Here is an 18,323-nt window from a genome sequence, read left to right on the forward strand (position 1 = left end):
TGGTCTTTCTGCTTGCTTGGGTCATGCGATACCGGCGTGGTCGGTGATCCGGGCCCGCGCCTGCAAAAGGTGATAGGCCATCGACACGCCTGCGACTTCGCTGTCGCCCGCGCGGATCGCTTCGAGGATTTGCCGATGTTCGCTGATCACCACGTCGATCCGGGCTTGGGAGCCTTGACGGGTCAGTTTTTGCGCCACGTCGATCCCCTGTTCGATCGAACCGCGGGCGCAATCGAGCATCTGCACGAAGACCTCATTGCCCGAGGCCGCCGCGATGGCGCGGTGGAATTGGTAATCGGCGTCAAAGGAAGGATCGCGCGCCTGCATCGATGCCTCCAGCGTCTGTAAGGCTGCCTCGATCCGGGCGATATCCTTGGGGCTGGCGCGCTGTGCGGCCATGCGGGCGGTGGCCTTTTCGATCGTGATCCGCGCCTCCATGGCGCGCATCAGCCCGGCGACGGAACCCGCCGTGGCATATTCGATCAGCTTTTCCGAAGGCCGCCGCCGCACGAAGGTGCCCACGCCGCGCCGCGCTTCGACCAGACCGTCCTCTTGCAGCTTGCGCAGCGCCTCACGCACCACGGGGCGCGACACGCCAAAGGCGGTGGCGATCTGATTCTCCGACGGCAGCTTTTCCCCCTGCACCAGCTTGTTCGACACGATCTGCTCAAGAACCTGCCCGTAGAGCTGGTCAGCCAAAGTCTGGCGCTTCTTGATCTTCAGTTTCGGTGCTGTCACCGGCTACCCTCCCGCCGCGGCGCGGCGCATCATATTGGCCAGCCGCAGCGCCGATGTTGCAGCCCCATAGCCGTTGTCGATGTTCACCACGGTCACCCCCGGCGCGCAGCTGGCAAGTATCGAATCGAGCGCGACCCTCCCGCCGCGGGCGACACCATAGCCCACAGAGGTCGGCACACCAATGACCACCCCCGGCACCAGCCCGGCCACGACCGAGGGCAGCGCCGCGTCCATCCCGGCAAAGACGATCACCACATCCATCTCGCGCAGCAACTCTTCCCGCGCGAGCAGACGCCACAGCCCGGCGACGCCCACGTCCGAAACCTCGGTCGCCGCCATCCCGCCATAGGCCAGCGTGCGCCGCGCCTCGGCCATGGGAGCGTAATCAGAGGTGCCCGCACTGACGAGGGCGATGCGCGGGGTGCTGGCCAAGGGCCCGATCTCTCCCAAAATGGCGGTGCGCGAGGCCATGCAGTAATCGACCCGTTGCGCCGCGTCGGCGGGCAGCGCGGCGAACTGCTCTGCCGTCAGCCGGGTCAGCAACAGCCGCCGTTCCTCTGCTGCCGCGTCTCCGATGATGGCGGCGATCTGCGCCACGGATTTATGCTCACAAAGCACGGCCTCTTCGATGCCGATACGCCCCCGCGGCCCCGGTCAAAGGTCACGTCTGGATGCCCGTCGGGGCCGGTCTTAGTGATGGACAAATGCACTTCCTCTTAAATAGGCCCGCAGATCGACCGCGCGCCCGTCATCCGTGGCCTGCCGAACCTGCGTCAATATCGCTGCACGTTTCTGGGCGGAGAGGCCCTCATAGACAAGCGGATCAAGCTCGACCACCCAACCCCCGCGCAGGCGTCGGCAGCGCAGGGTGATATTGCCCATGACCTCACGCAGCAGGGTCTCTACCCGGTCGATCACCGCCAGATCCGCCGGCTCCACCCGCAGACCGGTCTCGATCCGGCTGGCCAAACAGGGGGCGGCTGGCAGTTCCGCCAGATCCCCCAGCCCGAGCGCGCGGGCCAAGGCGCGCACATCCGACTTGGACATCTGCGCCTCGACGAAAGGGTGCAACACGCCGTGCTCCGCCGCGGCTTGTAGGCCGGGACGGTAGTCCGACAGGTCATCGATATTGGTGCCCGCCGCCACCAGCGGCCCCATCCGCGCCAAGGTGCCATAGAGGTTCGATTTGCAGAAATAACAGCGATTGACCGGGTTCGCGCGATAGGCGGGATCGGCGAACTCCCCCGCGTCGACCAGCTTCAGCGGCAGGTCCCAAGTGGCGGCGAAATCCTTCACCCGCGCGGTTGCCGCCGCCGGAACGGCGGGTGAGACCGCATGGCAAAGCGTCACGCCCGCCGCGCCGCGCACCTTGGCCGCGGCGGCCGAGAGCGTCAGGCTGTCGATCCCCCGCTGAGCGCGATGGTCAGTGAAGGGGGGCGCGCAAGGGCGGCGTGGAGGGCGGCAGGAACGGTCACTCCGCCAATCCGTCCTCAGTCTTGAGCTGTGCCAAAAGCCGCCCGCTTGACATCTGGAGGTGGTCGCGCATCCGCTGGCGGGCGCGTTCCGCGTCACCCTCGGCGATAGAGGCGGCGATGTCGTAATGCTCTTGAATCGCGTCACGGCTTTCTCCACCGCGTTTCAGCGCTTGCAGCCGCCCGGCCAGCATCGTCTCGCGCAGGCTGGCGACAAGGTAGTTGAACAGGCTGAGGTAATAGCTGTTGCCCGTCGCCTCGCAAACCGCGCGGTGAAAATCGAGGTCGGCAGTGACCCCTGCCGCCACTGCCGGGCCGCCGATCTTGTTGCTTTGGTCATAGGCGGCGGCGGCACGCTCAATCTCTGCGCGGGCCTCGGGGGTGGCGCGGGCGGCGGCGATGGCAGCGGCTTCGATCTCAAGCCCCATGCGCAGCTCTAGGATCTGTTCAAGCTTGCGCTGGCTTTCCATATCACGTTCGGGAATCGCAAAGCCCTGACGGGGCCGGTCGCTGGCGACAAAGGCCCCCGGCCCTGACGGCTCGACAACATGCCTTCGGCCTTAAGGCGCGACACCGCCTCGCGGATCACCGTGCGGCTCACGTCGAAATCGCTGGCCAATGTGGTTTCGGAGGGCAGCACATCGCCCACGTTCCACACGCCGTTCACCACGTTGTGGCGCAGCACCTCCGTCACCTGATCGCTCAGCGTGGCACCATCGACGAGGGGCGCGGTCGCCTGAAGATTTGCAGCCATAATAACAACTTCCTTTCGCCGATTGGACCACCTGTATGACAAGCTGTCAATAATCAGAAGGTAGGGTCATTCCCAGCATTACAACCAGAATACAACATTACAAGTAAGATGAAATCCCCGTAAATTTGTATTTTTAATTGACAGGCTAGAGATTCCCCCGCAGTCTGCGGATCACGGCAAGAGGATGTCAGGGGGAGCCCGGAACCCATCCAGTAGCTGCCGACACACAGTCAAAACTCGGGAGGAGTTTCTATGTCACCGTTCTTCAAATCGATCCGCCGCACCACAGCGGCCACCATCCTTTTCGCCGTCGCAGGCGCCGCCGCCCATGCGCAGAGCTTTGTCATGGCGACCGGCCAGCAGGGCGGCTCGTGGTATCCCGTGGGCGGCGCGATCAAGGCGATCGTGGAGCGTGAGAACCCAGATATGGACATCACCGTCACGCCGGGTGCGGGCGTGTCGAATGTGGTCGGCGTGGACGCGGGCCGCTTTGGCATCGCCTTCGCCAACTCGATCTCGACCGTGGACAGCCTGTCGGGCAAAGAGCCGTTCCGCAAGGCCACGACCAATGTCTGCAACCTTGGCATTCTTTATCCGCAGTATTTCCAGATCGTCGCGCTTGAGGATTCGGGCATCAAGACCATCGCCGACATGAAGGGCAAACGCCTGACCACGCAGCAGCTTGGCAACACGGGCGAATTCCTGACACGCGAGCTTTTGTCGACCGCCGACATGACCTTTGATGACCTCGACAGCGTCGCCAACACCTCCTATTCCGACTCCGCCTCGCAGATGAAAGACGGTCAGGCCGATTTCTTCACGCTCGGGTCGTCGCTGCCGACAGGTTCGGTCATGGATCTGGCCTCCTCCCGCAAGATCCGCCTGATCGACGTGGATGAAGAGACCTTCCAGTACTTCAAAGACAAGAACGCCGCCTTCCAGCGCCGCGAAGTCAAGGCAGGCGCTTACCCCGGTTTCGATGAGACCGTGCATGCGATCAGCTACGACACCCATATGGTCGCGCCCTGCGACTATGACGGTGAGATCGTCAAATCCGTGCTCGCCGCGATTGCCGACAACAACGACAGCTTCGCCGCGATCAGCAAATCCATGGCGAACCTGACGGTCGAGGAAATGGCCACCGACATCGGCGTGCCCTTCCACCCCGCCGCGAAAGAGTTCTACGCAGAGCGTGGCGTCTCGGGGATGTAATTTCCCCCTGACGAGAAACGGGTCGGCCGGGGCCAAGCGCTCCGCCCGACCCACATCCCCATAGGCCCTACCGCCCGTGCATCGCATGCGCCGCCGCACAAGGGCCGCTTTCCACTCTAGACGCGAGAACCCCCATGCAACTGTCGATCTTTCTGGACAAGATGCCCCTGATTACCCGCATAGCAAGGCTGATCCTGATCGGCATGGCTGCTTGGCATCTCTATGTCGCCTTCGTCGGCCCGCCCAACCCCTATATCATGCGCGGCGTGCACGTCGCTCTGGCGCTTTTGCTGATCTTCCTGACCGTCAACCGCAAGGGGCTGCGCAACGATGTGCCGCGCTGGTATGACGTGGTGCTCGGGCTGGTTGCCTTGGGCGCGGCGCTCTATCCGTCCTTCAACCTCAACTACATCACGCAGCGCTTTCTCTACGTCGATCCGCTGATGCCGATGGACATTGTGGTGGGGATCACGCTGGTTGTCCTGTTGCTTGAGGCCACGCGCCGGATGCTGGGGCCGATGCTGCCGATCACGGCGCTGCTGTTTCTCGGCTACGGCCTCGCCTTCACCTCGACCCTGCCCTCGGTGATCCTTGAGCAGTTGTTCATGACGCCCGAAGGCATCTTCGGCATCCCGATCGCGGTTTCCGCGACCTATATGGTGCTTTTCATCCTATTCGGCTCTTTGGTCGAGCGGATGGGCGTGGGCCAACTCTTCATGGATTTCGCGGTGGCGCTTACCGGGCGTCAGGTCGGCGGTCCGGCCAAGGTGGCCTGTGTGACCTCGGGCCTCTTCGGGTCGGTGTCCGGCTCTGCCGTGGCCAATGTGATGACGACCGGGACCTTCTCCATCCCGCTGATGAAACGCATGGGGTTCAAACCCGCCTTCTCCGGCGCAGTCGAGGCCGTGGCCTCGACCGGGGGCAGATCATGCCGCCCGTCATGGGGGCTGCGGCCTTTGTCATGGCCGAATACCTCGGCGTGGGATACCTCACGGTCGCGAAATACGCGCTGGCGCCCGCGATCCTGTTCTATGTGGCCCTTTTTGCCGCGGTCCATTTCGAGGCCAAGCGCAAGGGCATCGGTTCGGTCCCGAAAGAGGATCAAGTGCCGCTGAAAACCGTTCTTGTCGAGCGGGGCCACCTGTTCTTGCCACTGGCGATCATCGTGGGCGTGCTGATGCTGGGCTATTCGGCCCCCTATGCGGCGCTTTGCGGTATCGTCTCGGTCGTGCCCGTGGCGGCGCTGCGCAAGACGACACGGCATTACGTCACCGTCGACAACATCCTCGAAGCGCTCGAAGGCGGCGCGCGTAACGTGCTGGCGATTGCCGCGGCCTGTGCCTGTGCGGGCATCGTCGTCGGCGTGATCGACATCACCGGCCTTGGCCTGACCTTCTCGAACTTCGTGATCGAAGCGGCCCAAGACACGCTGGTCATCGCGCTCTTCCTGTCGATGATCGCGGGCATCATCCTTGGCATGGGGATGCCGACCACACCGGCCTATATCGTGCAGGTCGCCCTGCTGGTGCCGGCATTGGTGAAACTGGGCGTCCAAGTCGAAGCGGCGCATCTCTTCGTGTTCTACTTCGCGATCCTGTCGGCCATCACGCCCCCCGTCGCCATGGCGGTCTATGCCGCCAACACCCTGTCCCACGCCAAGATCGTCGAGGCGAGCTGGGCTGCGGTGAAACTCGGGGCCACCGGCTTTATCGTGCCCTTCATGTTCGTCTATGAACCGGCGATCTTGATGCAGGGTTCGGCCACCCAGATCACCTTGGTCCTGTTGCAGGCCACCATTGGCGTCATCCTGCTGGCCGCGGCCCTGCAACGCTACTACTTTGGCCAACTGTCGAATGTGCTGTCGGTGGTGCTTTTCGCGGCGTCGCTCTTGCTGATCTATCCCGATCTGCGGCTCACTGCCTCGGGGCTGGTCATCGCGGGCGTTATCCTGGCCTTCCAAAAGGCCAGGAACCCCAACCCGAAAAGCCAAGCGGCCACACATACTTAAATCTCAGAACGAAACGGAGCCTTCTCCATGCTGCAAAAAACATCCCTCAAGGCGCGGACCGGCGGACAGGTCCTTGTGGATCAGCTTTTGATCCACGGCGCCGACACCGCCTATTGCGTGCCCGGCGAAAGCTACCTTGAGGTGCTGGACGCGCTGCATGACGTGCAGGACCGTTTCAACCTGATCAACGCCCGGCACGAAGCCGGAGCCGCGAATATGGCCGAGACCTATGGCAAGCTCACCGGCAAGCCTGGCATCTGCATGGTCACCCGCGGCCCCGGGGCCTGCCACGCGGCCATCGGCGTGCATATCGCGCAGCAAGACAGCACGCCGATGATCCTGCTCGTGGGCCAGATCGCCCGCGACACCACCGACCGCGAAGCCTTTCAGGAAGTCGACTACCGCGCCATGTTCGGCCCCATCGCCAAATGGGCCGCCCAGATCGACGACCCGGCGCGGGTGCCGGAATATATGGCCCGCGCCTTCCGCGTGGCGACCTCGGGCCGCCCCGGCCCGGTGGTGATCTCCCTGCCCGAAGACATGCTGACCGAGGTGGTTTCCGTCGCCGATGCGCGGCCCTATACGGCCACCCATGCCGGCCTGTCGCCCGATAGCCTCGATATGCTCAAGACCGAGATCGCGCAAGCCGAACGGCCCCTGCTGCTGCTCGGCGGCTCCGGCTGGTCGGATGGAAGTGCGGCGGCCATCACCCGCTTTGCCGAGGCCAACAAGATCCCCGTCACCACCTCTTTCCGGCGACAGGACATCGTGAACAACCTCTCGCCGGTCTATGCAGGCGATTTCGGCACCTCCACCGCGCCCAGTCTTTACGCGCATCAACGCGAGGCGGATTTGCTCATCGTGATCGGCGCGCGTTTGGGCGAGATGACGACCAAGACCTACACCACCATGCAATCACCCAACCCCGAGACCCGTCTGGTGCATCTCTATCCGGAGGCGGATGAGATCGGCCGCGTCTATTCACCGGATTTGGGCATCGCCGCGGCGCCCGTCGCTGTGGCCGCGGCCTTGGACGGCGTCGATCTTGGCCGGGCAGAGGCATGGGGCGATTGGTGCGACAAGCTGCATGCCGATTACCTCACCGATACCGAAGCGCCCAATGGCGGGGACTGGGACCTCGACATGGGGGTGGCCCTTGCGCAACTGCGCGATGAGCTGCCCGACGACGTGGTGGTCACGCTCGACGCGGGCAACCACACCGGCTGGGCGCAGCGGTTCCTGCGCTTTGGCCGTCCGGGCCGGATCGTCGGCTCCACCTGTGGCGCGATGGGCTATTCCGTGCCCGCCGCCGTCGCAGCCTCGATCGCAGACCCTGAACGGCTGACGCTCTCCTTCGTCGGCGATGGCGGCTTTATGATGAGCGGCAACGAACTCGCCACCGCCGCGCAATATGGCGGGCGGCCCATCGTGCTGCTGTTCAACAACGGCATCTACGGCACCATCCGCATGCACCAAGAACGCGACCACCCGGAGCGTATCTCGGGCACCACCTTGCAGAACCAAGACTTCGTAAAGATGGCCGAAGGTCTGGGCGCCCATGCCGAGCGGGTGACCAAAACCGAGGATTTCGCCGCCGCCTTCACCCGCGCCCGCGAGAGTGGCCGTCCCGCCCTGATCGAACTGGTGACCGACCCTGAGCAGATCTCGACCCGCACCACGATCAGCAAGCTGCGCGCGGCGGCCCAGAAAAAAGTCGACGCTGACCAGCGCTGAAGGATGACCCAGATGACGACCCTGACCGCGCCGCCCCGCGCAGATGATACGGACGCGCAAGACCACGCCGCCTTGCTCGATGCGCTGCGCGATGCCATCGGCCCTGCCCATGTGGTGACCGACGCCAAGGATTTCGACGCGCGGCTGATCGAAGACCGCGGGCTGCGGCGCGGCACGGCGCTGGCGCTGATCCGCCCCGGCTCAACCGAAGAGGTCGCCGCCTGCATGCGTCTGTGCCATGCCGCCGAGGTGCCGGTCACGCCGCAGGGCGGCAACACCGGCCTTGCGGGGGCGGCGTGCCCGATGGCGGCATTATCCTCACAACAGACCGGCTGAACCGTATCCGCGCGGTCGATCCGACCAATGCCACGATGACGGTCGAGGCGGGCTGCATCCTTGCCAATATCCAAGCGGCGGCGGATGAGGTCGACGCGCTCTTTCCGCTCTCGCTCGCTTCCGAAGGGTCATGCCAGATCGGCGGCAACCTTTCGACCAACGCAGGCGGCACGGCGGTGCTGCGCTATGGCAATACCCGTGACCTCGTGCTGGGGATAGAAGCGGTGCTGCCCGATGGCCGGGTGCTGAATGACCTGAACGGCCTGCGAAAAAACAACACCGGCTTTGACCTCAAACACCTCTTTATCGGCGCCGAAGGCACGCTTGGCATCATCACGGCGGCGGTGATCAAACTCTTTCCCAAACCCACCGCCCGCGCCACCGCGCTAGTGGCCTGCACCGGCCCCGATCCGGCGCTCGCGCTCTATGCGCGGATGCGCGGCCAGACCGCCGACACGCTTTCGACATTCGAGTATATCGACCGGCTGGGCCTGCAAATGGTGATCGACCACGCGCCCGGCTGTAGCGATCCGATGGCCGAGGTGCATCCCGCCTATTGCCTGATCGAACTCACCGGCAATGGCGCGCAGACAGACCTCGACACCCGGCTGGAAACCGCGCTGGAAGCCGCTTTCGAGGCGGAGGAAATCATCGACGCCGTGATCGGCGCCTCGGAGGCGCAGAAAGACGCGCTTTGGGCGCTGCGAGAGAACCTGTCAGAGGCGCAGAAACCCGAAGGCGCGTCGATCAAACATGACGTTTCGGTCCCGGTGTCCCGCGTGGCGGATTTCATCCGCGAGGCGACCCAAGCCTGTATGGATCACATGCCCGGGCTGCGCCCCTGCCCCTTTGGCCATTTCGGCGACGGCAACCTGCATTTCAATCTGTCACGTCCGGTGGATATGGCGGATGCGGCGTTCCTTGCCGAATACGGGGCGTTCAACCGAATCGTGCATGATATCGTGCACGAAATGGGCGGCTCGTTCTCGGCGGAACATGGCATCGGCACCTTCAAACGCGCCGAGCTGCGCCGGTATAAAGACCCGGTCGCGCTGGAGTTGATGGAGCAGATCAAGGCCACCCTCGACCCGGGCCATTTGATGAACCCGGGCAAGGTGCTTTGACCGCTTAACCGCGCCCCGCGAAGGGCATTTTGGTGGCCATCACGGTGACGAACATGGCGTTGGAGTCAAGCGACAGCTTCGCCATGTAAGACAGCGTTTCGGCCACATCGTTCACATCCATGCGCGGCTCGGACATGCGGCTGCCATTGGGTTGCAGAATGCCCTCCTTCATCCGCTCGGTCATCTCGCTCGCCGCATTGCCGATGTCGATCTGCCCGCAGGCAATGTCATGCGCCCGCCCGTCGAGCGACAGCGCGCGGGTCAACCCGGTGATCGCGTGTTTCGTCGCCGTATAGGGCACCGACAGAGGGCGCGGCACATGAGCGCTGATCGAGCCGTTGTTGATGATTCGCCCGCCCTTGGGGCTCTGCCGTTTCATCAGGGCGAAAGCCGCACGGGCGCAGAGGAATGACCCGGTCAGATTGGTCGCGACGATGTCGTTCCACTCCGCCACGCTGAGCGCGTCTACCTCAACTGCCGAGCCATTGCGCCCGGCATTGTTGAACAGCAGATCCAGCCGCCCAAAGGTCGTCTCCACCCGCTCGAAAAGCGCATCGACCTCCGCCTCGACGCCCACATCGGCGGCCACGGCGATATGCCCCTGCCCGTCGAGCCTCGCGCAGGCTGCGTCGATCTTATCCTGCTGCCGCCCCGTCAGCACGAGAGTGAAACCGTCCTTCGCCAAACGCTGCGCACAGGCAAGGCCCACCCCGCTTCCGGCCCCTGTTATCAGAGCAATCTTTTGATCCATCTTACCATTCCATCCCTGTCATCGCCCTGCGGGCCGTTGTGTGGAATCTAATATATATGATCGCGCAAGAATAGGTTTTTTCGCTATTTTTCCGATTTGGCGCCTCGTTCAACTTGGCTGTCTCACATTCGCGCGAGCGCACTAGACGACCGGTCTATTATTCCTTAGATGCCCCGGTATGACAGAGGCAAAGAAATCAGATCAGACGCGGCAACGCATCTTGGACATAGGGCGCAGCCTCGTGCTGCGGCACGGGTTCTCTGGCGTTGGCCTGTCGCGCATTCTGAGCGAAAGCGGCGTGCCCAAGGGCTCGTTTTACTATTACTTCGCGTCGAAAGAGGCTTTTGGCACCGCGATGCTGGCAGATTACGTCGAGGCCTATCTCGACCGTGTCGATGCGCTGATCGCGGCCCCGGGAACGGCGGGCGGCAAGCTCGACAATTTCTGGGATGCATGGCTCAGCCAATCCAGCGCCCCGGGGATCGCCAGCGCCTGTTTGGTGGTGAAACTCGGATCCGAAGTCGCCGACCTGTCGGAAACGATGCGCGAAACCCTCGATCAGGGTGTCGATGCTTTGGTCGCCCGAATTGCCCAATTGCTGCGCCAAGGCGCAGAGGATGGGACCGTTCGGGTGCTCGAAGACCCCGAGACCACAGCCCGCATGCTCTATGCCAAATGGCTCGGCGCTGCGGTGCTGGCCAAACTGGCACGCAGCGATGCGCCGCTGCGCATGGCGCGCGCTGAAACCTCTGCCCAACTCTCCCCCACCGGGGACCAATTCCCAACCTGAAAGGAAACAGCATGTTCGCTGCCATCCACGACACATTCGGCGAGCCCGCCGAGGTTCTGACCACCCGCGAAACCGACAAGCCCGCGCCCGCCGCAGGCGAAGCGCTGCTGCGCATGGTGCTCTCGCCCATCCACAACCACGACCTTTGGACCGTGCGCGGCAACTATGGCTACAAGCCCGAACTGCCCGGCGCCATCGGCGGCTCCGAAGCGCTTGGCATCGTCGAGGCCGTGGGCGAAGGCGTTGATGAGGCGCTGATCGGCAAACGCGTCACCGCCGCTGGCTTCCACGGCGCATGGGCCGAGTATTTCACCGCCCCTGCCGCGGGCCTGCTGCCCCTGCCTGAGGCGATCTCGGACGAAGCGGGCGCGCAGTTGATTGCCATGCCCTTCAGCGCCCTGTCCCTGTTGGAAACCCTCAAAGTCGGCGAAGGCGATTGGCTGATCCAAACCGCCGCCAATGGCGCGGTCGGCAAGATCATGGTCGGTCTGGCCAAGGCGCGCGGTGTCAAATTGCTGAACCTCGTCCGCCGCGAAGGCGCCGCCGAAGAGATGCGCGACACCGGCGCGGAACATGTCCTCTCCACCGAAGATGCGGATTGGCAGAGCAAAGCGCGTGAGTTGATCGGCAAAGACGGCGCGGTCTCGGCCATCGATTCCGTCGGCGGTGAGTTGGGCGGTCAACTGGTCGAACTACTGGGCAAGGACGGTGAGTTGATCGTCTTCGGCACGGCGACAGGCCAGCCGCTCTCCATGTCCTCGGGCGAATTGATCATGAAGCACATCACCGTCAAAGGCTTCTGGGGCTCGCGCGTCAGCGGCGAGATGGCGGCAGAGACGCGGGGCCGCCTGATTGGCGAATTGGTGCAACTGGCTGCAAAGGGCCAACTGCCCCTCGACACCGGCGGCATCTACCCGCTGGCCGAGGTGACCGAGGCGATGAAAGCCGCGCTGACCACGGGCCGTGGCGGCAAGGTCATGCTGCGCCCGTGATCGGGATTTGACGACAGCGGCGGCCCTCCCTCCCCGGGGTCGCCGCCCCATGCGCGGAATGCCCAAGTTTCGGACAGCACCGCGATTTGCTGCCCATTTTTCAGGCAAGCCCGCCGTGCAGGCGGCTCTGAACCGCCTCGGCGATGACTCTCCCCCGTCTCTATGGTGATTAAAAAATCATCAGACTTTACAGGGCGGAGCGTTCCTCATCCTCATCGACAGCAGCATAAACAGCCCCCAAGCGACCCCGGTGCAGCCGCGCGCCATCGGTGCTGCGATGGTCTCGGCCAAGGCTGCGCGGGGCGGTTCGACAATCGGCGAATTGCGCCAGTCGGGCGCGATGAAGCTGCTCTTCCCCCGCCCCGACCCCGCGCTGTTGCAAGCAATCGTCATCAATTCCGCAGGCGGCATCACCGGCGGCGATAGTTTTGCCCTGACGGCCCGTGCCGAGGCGCAAGCGGCGCTCAGCCTCACCACGCAGGCCGCCGAACGCGCCTATCGCGCGCAACCGGGGCAAGTAGCGGCGCTGCGCAATACCCTCACCGTCGACTCCGGCGCGACGCTGCATTGGCTGCCGCAAGAGACCATTCTCTACGACGGATGCGCCCTGCGGCGGCATCTGACCGTCGATCTGGCGCAAGACGCCTCTCTCCTGCTGGTGGAGCCACTTGTCTTTGGCCGCGCCGCTATGGGTGAAGCGCTGCGTCATGCCTATTTCCGCGACCGGATCGAGGTCAACCGCGCGGGCCAGCCGCTTTTTCACGACGCGATGACGCTCAGCGGCGATGTCACCGCGCATCTGGCGGCCCCGCACATCGCGGCCGGGGCCGGTGCCCTTGCCACGCTGATCTATGTGGCCCCCGATGCCGAAGCGCGGCTGCCCCGGCTCCGCGCCCAATTGCCCGACATCGCCGGGGCCAGCCTGATCGGCCCTGACCTGCTGGTTGCTCGGATCCTCGCCGCAGATAGTTTCGATCTTCGCCAATCGCTCGTCCCGATTTTGGGCACGTTGAGCGGTGACACCCTTCCCCGATCATGGATGACCTGACGTGCAACTGACCCCGCGAGAAAAAGACAAACTGCTGATCTCCATGGCTGCCGAGGTCGCCCGCAAGCGCCTTGCGCGCGGGGTCAAGCTGAACCACCCGGAGGCCATCGCCCTCATCACCGACACCGTGGTCGAAGGCGCGCGGGATGGCCGCAGCGTGGCCGATATGATGCAGGCCGGTGCCCATGTCATCACCCGCGACGACTGTATGGAGGGGGTGGCCGAGATGATCCCCGAGGTGCAGGTCGAAGCCACTTTTCCCGACGGGACCAAATTGGTCACCGTGCACAACCCCATCAGATAGGATATCCCATGCCGCGTTTTGCCCCCCTTCTTGCCCTGCCGCTTATGTCGCTCGCCATGGCGGCCTTCGCCCATAGCGCGCCGCTCCCCCACAGCCACGGCGGAGAGGGCGACGGATCGCTCGCCGTCTACCTGATCGCCGCCGCGGCCTTTGCGCTGTCGGGGGGATCCTCGTCCTGCGGCGTCTGAAGACATCCAAAGCATGATCCCCGGTGAGATCATTCCGGCGGAGGGCCTGTTGACCCTCAATGCCGACAGCACGGCGATCACGCTGATGGTCGCCAATACCGGCGACCGCCCGGTGCAGGTCGGCAGCCACTACCATTTCGCCGAGAGCAACCCGGCGCTTGAGTTCGACCGCGCCGCCGCGCGGGGCCTGCGCCTCGACATCGCGGCGGGGACTGCGGTGCGTTTCGAGCCCGGCCAACGGCGCGAGGTCGCGCTCATCCCGATCGGCGGGGCGCGGCGTGTCTTTGGCTTTAACAGCGCGGTGATGGGAGACCTCTGATGCCTGCACAGATCAAACGCGGTGACTATGCCGCCATGTTCGGCCCCACAGTGGGCGACCGGGTGCGGCTGGCCGATACGGACCTTATCATCGAAGTCGAACGTGACCTGACCACTGGGGAGGGCCGGGCCTATGGCGAAGAGGTCAAGTTCGGCGGCGGCAAGGTGATCCGCGATGGCATGGGCCAGTCGCAGGTCACCCGCGCGGGCGGCGCCGTGGACACGGTCATCACCAATGCGCTGATCGTTGACCATACCGGCATCTACAAGGCCGATGTCGGGCTGAAAGACGGGCGCATCGCCAAGATCGGCAAAGCGGGCAACCCAGACACGCAGCCAGGGGTCGATATCATCATCGGGCCGGGCACCGAGGTGATCGCGGGCGAGGGGCGCATCCTCACTGCCGGGGGCTTTGACAGCCATATCCACTTCATCTGCCCGCAACAGATCGAAGACGCACTGCATTCGGGGCTGACCACCATGCTCGGCGGCGGCACTGGCCCCGCGCATGGCACATTGGCCACCACCTGCACGCCGGGCGGCTGGCATATCGGGCGCATGATGCAGGCCGCCGATGCCTTTCCGATGAACCTCGCCTTTGCAGGGAAAGGCAATGCCTCGCAACCCGCCGCACTGGAAGAGCAGATCAACGCAGGCGCCTGCGCGCTGAAACTGCATGAGGATTGGGGCACCACCCCGGCGGCCATCGACTGCTGCCTTGGCGTTGCCGATGCGATGGACGTGCAGGTGATGATCCACACCGACACGCTGAACGAAAGCGGCTTTGTCGAACATACCGTGAAGGCCATGAAGGGCCGCACGATCCACGCCTTCCACACCGAAGGCGCGGGCGGGGGCCATGCCCCGGACATCATCAAGATTTGCGGCGAAGAGCATGTGCTGCCCTCCTCGACCAACCCCACGCGGCCCTTCACGGTCAACACGTTGGAAGAGCATCTGGATATGCTCATGGTGTGTCACCACCTCGACAAATCGATCCCCGAGGATGTGGCCTTTGCCGAAAGCCGCATCCGGCGGGAGACCATCGCCGCCGAAGACATTCTGCATGACATGGGGGCTTTCTCGATCATCGCCTCCGACAGTCAGGCCATGGGCCGGGTCGGAGAGGTCTTGATCCGCACATGGCAGACCGCTGACAAGATGAAAAAGCAGCGCGGACGGTTGCCCGAAGAGACGGGCGACAACGACAATTATCGCGTCCGCCGCTACATCGCGAAATACACCATTAACCCCGCTATCGCTCATGGCATCTCGACCCATATCGGCAGCATTGGAGAGGGCAAGCGTGCCGATCTGGTGCTGTGGAACCCCGCCTTTTTCGGGGTGAAGCCCGAGATGGTCTTGCTTGGCGGCAGCATCGTCTGCGCGCAGATGGGCGACCCCAACGCCTCGATCCCCACGCCGCAGCCGGTCTATTCGCGGCCCATGTTCGGCGCCTATGGCCGGGCGGTGGAAAACTCCGCCGTGGTCTTTGTCAGCGAAGCGGCAGAGGCCGCGGGAGTGGGCGGTAGCCTCGGCCTTGCCAAACAGACGCTTGCAGTGCGCAACACCCGCGAGATCGGCAAGCGCGATCTGAAGTTGAACGACGCGCTGCCCGAGGTCGAGGTCAACCCCGAGACCTATGAGGTGCGCGCGGATGGTGAATTGCTGACCTGTGAACCTGCCTCCGTGCTGCCCATGGCGCAGCGCTATTTCCTGTTTTGAAGAGACCGAGATGACCCCAATTCTTTGCCAAGAGATGCGTCGCGCCGGAGCGTGGTCCGAGGCCAGTGACCGGGTCGAGCTGACCTATGACGGGCGCTTTCTGCGCCGCAAGGTGCTGACCACGGCGGACGGGCTGGCGTTTCTGGTGGATCTTGCACAGACCACCTCGCTCGACCATGGCGATGCCTTCGTGCTGGCCGACGGGCGTTTGGTCGAAGTTGTGGCCGCCGACGAAGCCCTGCTGGAGGTGACCGGCCCCGACCTGCCGCGCATCGCGTGGCATATCGGCAACCGCCACACCCCCTGTCAAATCGACGCCGACCGGCTGGTGATTCAGCGCGACCATGTGATCGCCAAGATGCTCGGCCAGATCGGTGCCACCACGCGAGAGATCACCGGCCCCTTCCGCCCCGAGGGCGGTGCCTATGGCCATGGGCGCACCCATGGGCATGATCACGGCCATGTTCACCACGCTGTTCACAATCACGACCACCCGCATGACCATGCGCATGGCTGACACCCTACAGGCCGACGCGCTTCTTACCTTGGTGCAGATGCTGTCGCCCTCCTACCCGGTGGGGGCCTTCGCCTATAGCCATGGGTTGGAATGGGCGGTGCAGAACGGGGATGTAACGGGGCAAGACAGCTTGGCCGATTGGCTGCGCGGCGTGCTGCGGCACGGCGCGGGACAGGCGGATGCGCTTTTCCTTGCGGCGGCTTATCACGCGGATGACCCATCGGAGATCGACGCGCAGGCCCGCGCCTTTGCCGCCTCTGCCGAGCGGTTGAAAGAGACCGTGCTACAGGGCGAAGCCTTTGCCCGCGCCAGCGCCGCGATCTGGCAGCAGGAGATGCCGCCGCTTTGCTATCCCGTGGCCGTCGGACGCGCCGCGCGGTTGCAAGGGCTGCCGCTGCGTCAAACGCTTGAGGTGTTCTTGCACGCCTTTACCGCCAACCTCGCCACCGCGGGCATGCGCCTGATCCCCTTGGGGCAGACCGAGGGGCAGATCGTCATCCGCGACCTTGCGCCGATTTGCCTTGAGGTTGCCGCGGCGGCAGAGGAGGGCACGCTCGACGATCTCTCCTCCACCGCCTTTCTCAGCGACATCGCCGCGATGAAACACGAAACCCAATATTCAAGGATTTTCCGCACATGAAACGCAACAATGGCCCTTTGCGCGTCGGCATCGGCGGCCCGGTGGGCGCGGGCAAGACCACTCTGACCGCCGCGCTCAGCCGCGCGCTGCGTGATCGGCTGTCCATCGGCGTGATCACCAATGACATCTACACCCAAGAGGACGCCGAGGCGCTGATGCGCATGCAGGTGCTGCCCCAAGACCGGATCATCGGGGTCGAGACCGGCGGCTGCCCGCATACGGCAATTCGCGAGGATGCCTCGATCAACCTTGCCGCCGTGGCGGAGATGGTGGCGCGGCATCCGGATGTGGAAGTGGTCTTGATCGAAAGCGGCGGCGACAACCTGTCGGCTACCTTCAGCCCCGAATTGGCGGATGTAACGCTCTATGTGATCGACGTGGCGGCGGGCGAGGAGATCCCCCGCAAGGGCGGCCCGGCGATCACCAAATCCGACATTCTGGTCATCAACAAGACCGACCTCGCCCCTCATGTCGGCGCCTCGCTCGAGGTCATGCAGCGCGATAGCGCGCGGATGCGCCCGGACCTGCCGACGGTCTTCTGTGCGTTAAGGTCCGGCGAGGGGATCGACGCGCTGCTGGCGCATCTGGCGCAGGTCGGGGGACTCGACCTCGCCCCCATGAACCCGGTGAGCGCGGCTTAACCGCGATAGACCTCGGCCATCCGGTCGCGGAAGGCGGGCAGAAGGCTACCATCATAGCCCCGATGCGGGACGCCATGCCAAAGCGCGTTGAGGATCGCCTCCTCAACCGCTTCGACCGCCGCGATAAAGAAGGCATCCATCCGGTCTTCGTTCATCCGCTCGACGTTCTGCGTGTCGGCCCCGCCGCGCGTGATGCGGTTGGCGGTTGAGAAGGCCAGCGCGATGTCGCCGCTTTGATGGCCGATGTGGCTGCCCAACCGGCCAAGGGCCGCGGCGCTGCGCCGGGCCATGCGGGTCAACTGCCGCGACCCCATCGGCGCGTCGGTCGCCAGAATGATGATGATCGAGCCCTTGTCGGGGTCATCCCCCGGCCCCGGCGGCGGCAACTGTTGGCCAAAGACCCGCAAAGCACTTTGCTGGCCGAAGTTCGACAAGACCAGCGCGCCAAGGTCGAACCCTGCGCCGCCCGGTAGGGCGACCCGCCGCGAAGCGGAGCCGAGACCACCAGCATAGCCGAAGGTCTTCATCCCGCTACCGGCCCCGACGGTGCCCTGCGCAAACGCTGGCCCGCAAGCGGCAATCGCCGCCTGCGCGTGATCCTCGGTCACCGCCAGCGCCTGAATGTCGTTCACCGTGCCGTCGTTGCATTCCAAAACCAGCGGGTTGACCGTGCAAAGGCCCCGCCCGATCTCGGGGTTTTCTGCAATCGCCCGCCGGATCAGCGCCGTGCTACAGGGGCCGACGCCAAAGGTGTTGGTCAGCAGGATCGGCGTCTCGATCTGGCCCAGTTCGGCCAGTTGCATCAGGCCCGCGCTTTTGCCGAAACCGTTCAACACGGCGACGCCCGCAGGCACCGGATTGCGGAAAAGATCACCTTCATGCGGCAGAACCGCCGTCACCCCGGTGCAAAGCCCCTCCCCGCGTAGGTCTTGGCTGCCCACGCGCACCCCCGCGACATCGCAGATGGTACTTCGTGGCCCCGCGGGCAGGGTCCACCAGTTCTTGCTGTCGATCGTATTGCGCATTTTGCC

20 protein-coding genes and 2 pseudogenes are annotated in these 18,323 nt (G+C 64.4%); 15 read left to right on the top strand and 7 right to left on the bottom strand.

What is annotated here, in order from left to right:
• Positions 1–21: 21 nt before the first annotated feature.
• The 5 genes from CUR85_RS17390 to CUR85_RS17410 all read right to left on the bottom strand — a co-directional run bounded on the left by CUR85_RS17390 (position 22) and on the right by CUR85_RS17410 (position 2,964).
• Entirely contained in the window at positions 22–738 is a 717-nt protein-coding gene (locus tag CUR85_RS17390; RefSeq protein ID WP_067264865.1) for a FadR/GntR family transcriptional regulator, read from the bottom strand.
• A 3-nt stretch (positions 739–741) separates the two neighbouring features.
• Positions 742–1,335, bottom strand: coding sequence for a nickel pincer cofactor biosynthesis protein LarB (gene larB, locus CUR85_RS17395; protein WP_280322944.1), 594 nt, complete (start codon positions 1,333–1,335; stop codon positions 742–744).
• Positions 1,336–1,428: 93 nt separating this feature from the next.
• Complete coding sequence (gene larE / locus CUR85_RS17400) at positions 1,429–2,106, bottom strand: ATP-dependent sacrificial sulfur transferase LarE (RefSeq protein WP_280322945.1); 678 nt, start codon at positions 2,104–2,106, stop codon at positions 1,429–1,431.
• Between the two features lie 103 nt (positions 2,107–2,209).
• Entirely contained in the window at positions 2,210–2,680 is a 471-nt protein-coding gene (locus CUR85_RS17405) for a FadR/GntR family transcriptional regulator (RefSeq protein ID WP_280322947.1), read from the bottom strand.
• Positions 2,647–2,964 carry a FadR/GntR family transcriptional regulator gene (locus CUR85_RS17410; RefSeq protein ID WP_280322948.1) on the bottom strand — a complete coding sequence of 106 codons (318 nt, stop codon included), beginning with the start codon at positions 2,962–2,964 and terminating at the stop codon, positions 2,647–2,649. Before CUR85_RS17410 ends, CUR85_RS17405 begins: the two co-directional genes overlap by 34 nt.
• Before the next feature lie 252 nt (positions 2,965–3,216).
• Here CUR85_RS17410 and CUR85_RS17415 point away from each other — a divergent pair, with 252 nt between their 5' ends.
• From CUR85_RS17415 to CUR85_RS17435, 5 genes and pseudogenes are all read left to right on the top strand, one after another.
• On the top strand, positions 3,217–4,176 hold the full coding sequence (locus CUR85_RS17415; RefSeq protein ID WP_067263721.1) for a TAXI family TRAP transporter solute-binding subunit: 960 nt from the start codon (positions 3,217–3,219) through the stop codon (positions 4,174–4,176).
• Between the two features lie 518 nt (positions 4,177–4,694).
• Positions 4,695–6,184, top strand: a pseudogene (locus CUR85_RS17420) (TRAP transporter permease).
• Between the two features lie 27 nt (positions 6,185–6,211).
• Entirely contained in the window at positions 6,212–7,918 is a 1,707-nt protein-coding gene (locus tag CUR85_RS17425; RefSeq protein ID WP_067263715.1) for a thiamine pyrophosphate-binding protein, read from the top strand.
• 225 nt (positions 7,919–8,143) lie between these two features.
• Positions 8,144–8,442 (top strand): annotated as a pseudogene (locus CUR85_RS17430) (FAD-binding oxidoreductase); the annotation flags it as partial.
• Positions 8,443–8,643: 201 nt separating this feature from the next.
• Entirely contained in the window at positions 8,644–9,378 is a 735-nt protein-coding gene (locus CUR85_RS17435) for an FAD-binding oxidoreductase (RefSeq protein WP_280322956.1), read from the top strand.
• 4 nt (positions 9,379–9,382) lie between these two features.
• Here the strand turns inward: CUR85_RS17435 and CUR85_RS17440 are convergent, their stop codons facing one another.
• The gene (locus CUR85_RS17440; protein WP_067263711.1) at positions 9,383–10,129 is read right to left on the bottom strand and encodes an SDR family oxidoreductase; all 747 of its coding nucleotides are present in this window, start codon (positions 10,127–10,129) and stop codon (positions 9,383–9,385) included.
• Positions 10,130–10,349: 220 nt separating this feature from the next.
• Between CUR85_RS17440 and CUR85_RS17445 the strand changes: the two genes are divergently transcribed.
• The 10 genes from CUR85_RS17445 (at position 10,350) to ureG (ending at position 17,292) form a co-directional block, all read left to right on the top strand.
• Positions 10,350–10,919 carry a TetR/AcrR family transcriptional regulator gene (locus tag CUR85_RS17445; protein WP_343245488.1) on the top strand — a complete coding sequence of 190 codons (570 nt, stop codon included), beginning with the start codon at positions 10,350–10,352 and terminating at the stop codon, positions 10,917–10,919.
• Positions 10,920–10,930: 11 nt separating this feature from the next.
• Positions 10,931–11,911 (top strand): zinc-binding dehydrogenase, encoded by a 981-nt coding sequence (locus CUR85_RS17450; RefSeq protein ID WP_067263705.1) that lies wholly within the window; start codon positions 10,931–10,933, stop codon positions 11,909–11,911.
• A 250-nt stretch (positions 11,912–12,161) separates the two neighbouring features.
• Positions 12,162–12,959: an urease accessory protein UreD gene (locus CUR85_RS17455; protein WP_394376121.1), complete on the top strand. Its 798-nt coding sequence runs from the start codon at positions 12,162–12,164 to the stop codon at positions 12,957–12,959.
• Position 12,960: 1 nt separating this feature from the next.
• Positions 12,961–13,263, top strand: coding sequence for an urease subunit gamma (locus CUR85_RS17460; RefSeq protein WP_067263701.1), 303 nt, complete (start codon positions 12,961–12,963; stop codon positions 13,261–13,263).
• Positions 13,264–13,271: 8 nt separating this feature from the next.
• A complete protein-coding gene (locus CUR85_RS17465) occupies positions 13,272–13,451 on the top strand; it encodes a hypothetical protein (protein WP_280322949.1) in 180 nt (59 codons plus the stop codon).
• Positions 13,452–13,464: 13 nt separating this feature from the next.
• Positions 13,465–13,770, top strand: a complete 306-nt coding sequence (locus CUR85_RS17470; protein WP_067263695.1) for an urease subunit beta — start codon at positions 13,465–13,467, stop codon at positions 13,768–13,770.
• Positions 13,770–15,494, top strand: coding sequence for an urease subunit alpha (ureC, locus tag CUR85_RS17475; protein ID WP_067263693.1), 1,725 nt, complete (start codon positions 13,770–13,772; stop codon positions 15,492–15,494). Before CUR85_RS17470 ends, ureC begins: the two co-directional genes overlap by 1 nt.
• 10 nt (positions 15,495–15,504) lie before the next feature.
• Positions 15,505–16,011, top strand: a complete 507-nt coding sequence (gene ureE, locus CUR85_RS17480) for an urease accessory protein UreE (RefSeq protein WP_082852022.1) — start codon at positions 15,505–15,507, stop codon at positions 16,009–16,011.
• Positions 16,004–16,651 (top strand): urease accessory protein UreF, encoded by a 648-nt coding sequence (locus CUR85_RS17485; protein WP_067263737.1) that lies wholly within the window; start codon positions 16,004–16,006, stop codon positions 16,649–16,651. The genes ureE and CUR85_RS17485 overlap by 8 nt, the downstream gene beginning before the upstream one ends.
• Positions 16,648–17,292: an urease accessory protein UreG gene (ureG, locus tag CUR85_RS17490; protein WP_067263690.1), complete on the top strand. Its 645-nt coding sequence runs from the start codon at positions 16,648–16,650 to the stop codon at positions 17,290–17,292. The genes CUR85_RS17485 and ureG overlap by 4 nt, the downstream gene beginning before the upstream one ends.
• On the opposite strand, the gene CUR85_RS17495 is transcribed toward ureG, so the two are convergent.
• Positions 17,289–18,317 (bottom strand): P1 family peptidase, encoded by a 1,029-nt coding sequence (locus tag CUR85_RS17495; protein WP_067263688.1) that lies wholly within the window; start codon positions 18,315–18,317, stop codon positions 17,289–17,291. The two genes, ureG and CUR85_RS17495, sit on opposite strands and share 4 nt — an antisense overlap.
• Positions 18,318–18,323 lie beyond the last annotated feature (6 nt).

The organism is Sulfitobacter faviae (assembly GCF_029870955.1).
GTDB lineage: Bacteria > Pseudomonadota > Alphaproteobacteria > Rhodobacterales > Rhodobacteraceae > Sulfitobacter > Sulfitobacter faviae.